We start from the raw sequence: 3,472 nt of genomic DNA, 5'->3' as shown, positions 1-3,472 counted from the left end.
CGGGGTTTGTTGTCTGGGGACCGTATGGTGGACGCGGAGCATTGTGTGGTTCCACCGCACCCCCTTTTTTTCCTTGCGGTGGTGGGGGGTGTGGTGTGTTGAGGTTGTCGGCCTATTAGTACCGGTCGGCTTCACGAGTCTTCAGTCCTCGTTTCCACGTCCGGCCTATCAACCCAGTGGTCTGCTGGGGGCCTCTCGCCCTTGACGGGCGTGGAGATCTCATCTTGAAGCGGGCTTCCCGCTTAGATGCTTTCAGCGGTTATCCCATCCGAACGTAGCCAACCAGCCGTGCACCTGGCGGTACAACTGGCACACCAGAGGTTCGTCCGTCCCGGTCCTCTCGTACTGAGGACAGCCCTTCTCAGATCTCCTGCGCGCGCAGCGGATAGGGACCGAACTGTCTCACGACGTTCTAAACCCAGCTCGCGTACCGCTTTAATGGGCGAACAGCCCAACCCTTGGGACCTACTCCAGCCCCAGGATGCGACGAGCCGACATCGAGGTGCCAAACCATGCCGTCGATATGGACTCTTGGGCAAGATCAGCCTGTTATCCCCGAGGTACCTTTTATCCGTTGAGCGACGGCCCTTCCACGAGGTGCCGCCGGATCACTAGTCCCGACTTTCGTCCCTGCTCGAGATGTCTCTCTCACAGTCAAGCCCCCTTGTGCACTTGCACTCGCCACCTGGTTGCCGACCAGGCTGAGGGGACCTTTGGGCGCCTCCGTTACTCTTTGGGAGGCAACCGCCCCAGTTAAACTACCCGTCAGGCACTGTCCCTGACCCGGATCACGGGCCGAGGTTCAGGTGTCCAAAGCGACCAGAGTGGTATTTCAACGATGACTCCACCGGCACTGGCGTGCCCGCTTCACAGTCTCCCACCTATCCTACACAAGCCGCTCCGAACACCAATACCAAACTGTAGTGAAGGTCTCGGGGTCTTTCCGTCCTGCTGCGCGTAACGAGCATCTTTACTCGTAGTGCAATTTCGCCGAGTTCACGGTCGAGACAGCGGGGAAGTCGTTACTCCATTCGTGCAGGTCGGAACTTACCCGACAAGGAATTTCGCTACCTTAGGATGGTTATAGTTACCACCGCCGTTTACTGGGGCTTGAATTCTCCGCTTCGCCACTGAGTGGCTGACGGGTCCTCTTAACCTTCCAGCACCGGGCAGGAGTCAGTCCGTATACATCGTCTTGCGACTTCGCACGGACCTGTGTTTTTAGTAAACAGTCGCTTCCCCCTGGTCTCTGCGACCCATATCCCCTCCCAGGCGCGCGGCCTGTTCAAGGTCAGGGTCCCCCTTCTCCCGAAGTTACGGGGGCATTTTGCCGAGTTCCTTGACCGTGATTCTCTCGATCGCCTTGGTATTCTCTACCTGATCACCTGTGTCGGTTTGGGGTACGGGCGGCTGGGACCTCGCGTCGATGCTTTTCTCGGCAGCATAGGATCACCCGATCCCCCCGTGAGGGGGTCCCGTCGGATCTCAGGCTTCGTGCGCGGCGGATTTGCCGACCGCGCGCCCTACATCCTTGGACCAGGTCAACCATCGCCTGGCCGGGCTGCCTTCCTGCGTCACACCTGTTAATACGCTTGCCTCGCAGCTCTGGTCCCCGCGCTCGCCCCACGGTCCATGCCCGAAGGCATGGGGTGTGGGGTCCGGGCGGTCAGCATCGGCTGTCCGGCATGGGCGGTCCTTCGCCGGTACGGGAATATCGACCCGTTGTCCATCGACTACGCCTGTCGGCCTCGCCTTAGGTCCCGACTTACCCAGGGCAGATGAGCTTGACCCTGGAACCCTTGATCATCCGGCGGACGGGTTTCCCACCCGTCTTTCGCTACTCATGCCTGCATTCTCACTCGTGCGGCCTCCACCCCTCGGTCACCCGGGGGCTTCACTGCCCGCACGACGCTCCCCTACCCAGCCCCACCCCTGAACCACGAAGGCTAGGGTGCACGTGGGACTGCCACGGCTTCGGCGGTGTGCTTGAGCCCCGCTACATTGTCGGCGCGGAATCACTTGACCAGTGAGCTATTACGCACTCTTTCAAGGGTGGCTGCTTCTAAGCCAACCTCCTGGTTGTCTGGGCAACTCCACATCCTTTCCCACTTAGCACACGCTTGGGGGCCTTAGCCGGTGGTCCGGGCTGTTTCCCTCTCGACTACGAAGCTTATCCCCCGCAGTCTCACTGCTGCGCTCTCACTTGCCGGCATTCGGAGTTTGGCTGACGTCAGTAACCTTGTGGGGCCCATCGGCCATCCAGTAGCTCTACCTCCGGCAAGAAACACGCAACGCTGCACCTAAATGCATTTCGGGGAGAACCAGCTATCACGGAGTTTGATTGGCCTTTCACCCCTACCCACAGCTCATCCCCTCCATTTTCAACTGAAGTGGGTTCGGTCCTCCACGACGTCTTACCGTCGCTTCAACCTGGCCATGGGTAGATCACTCCGCTTCGGGTCCAGACCACGCCACTGAACGCCCTGTTCAGACTCGCTTTCGCTACGGCTCCCCCACACGGGTTAACCTCGCGACGTGGCACTGACTCGCAGGCTCATTCTTCAAAAGGCACGCCATCACCGCACCCCCAGCGGGGCCGGCTCTGACGGTTTGTAGGCGCACGGTTTCAGGTACTGTTTCACTCCCCTCCCGGGGTACTTTTCACCTTTCCCTCACGGTACTTGTCCGCTATCGGTCATCGGGTAGTATTCAGGCTTATCAGGTGGTCCTGACAGATTCGCACGGGATTCCTCGGGCCCCGTGCTACTTGGGGACACCGGCAAGGACGGCAGACCAGCGTTACGGCTACGGGACTCACACCCTCTACGGCCGGCCCTTCAAGACCGTTCGCCTACACTGCTGCACTCGCCCCCGACCACCGGCAGATGATCGAAGCCAGGCCCCACAACCCCCTGCGCGCAACCCCTGCCGGGTATCACACGCGCACGGTTTGGCCACATCCGCGTTCGCTCGCCACTACTGACGGAATCACTGTTGTTTTCTCTTCCTGCGGGTACTGAGATGTTTCACTTCCCCGCGTTCCCTCCACACCGTCTATGCGTTCAACGGCGGGTCACCGCATCAAGTGCGGCGGGGTTCCCCCATTCGGAGACCCTGGGCTCACAGTCCGGTTATCGACTCCCCCAGGCTTATCGCAGATTCCCACGTCCTTCATCGGCTCCCGATGCCAAGGCATCCACCGTGCGCCCTTGGAAACTTCAACACAGAAGAAACCACAAAGGGCGCACACACACGCAACGTGCGTGCACACACCTACAAGAAAACTCGACCCGCCACGACCACACCACCACCCGACAGGGCAGGGCACAGCGCGGCAGGAAGAAATTGCTAGATGCTCGCGTCCACTATACAGTTCTCAAACAACAACCCCCACAACCTGCACCCATGCGGCAGGGCCGCACGGCACGGGAAGGCGGGAACCAGCACCCCCACGGACCCCCGCACCCCACAC

General features: G+C 60.5%; 1 rRNA gene. It reads right to left on the bottom strand.

Going from position 1 to position 3,472, the window contains the following annotated elements:
* Nucleotides 1–95: 95 nt before the first annotated feature.
* Nucleotides 96–3,223: ribosomal RNA gene (locus ACVWWH_RS20080) — 23S ribosomal RNA — on the bottom strand.
* Nucleotides 3,224–3,472 lie beyond the last annotated feature (249 nt).

The organism is Sinomonas sp. RB5 (genome assembly GCF_054063535.1).
Note: the sequence above shows the minus strand (reverse complement) of the source record. Positions and strands in the feature narration are given on the sequence as shown.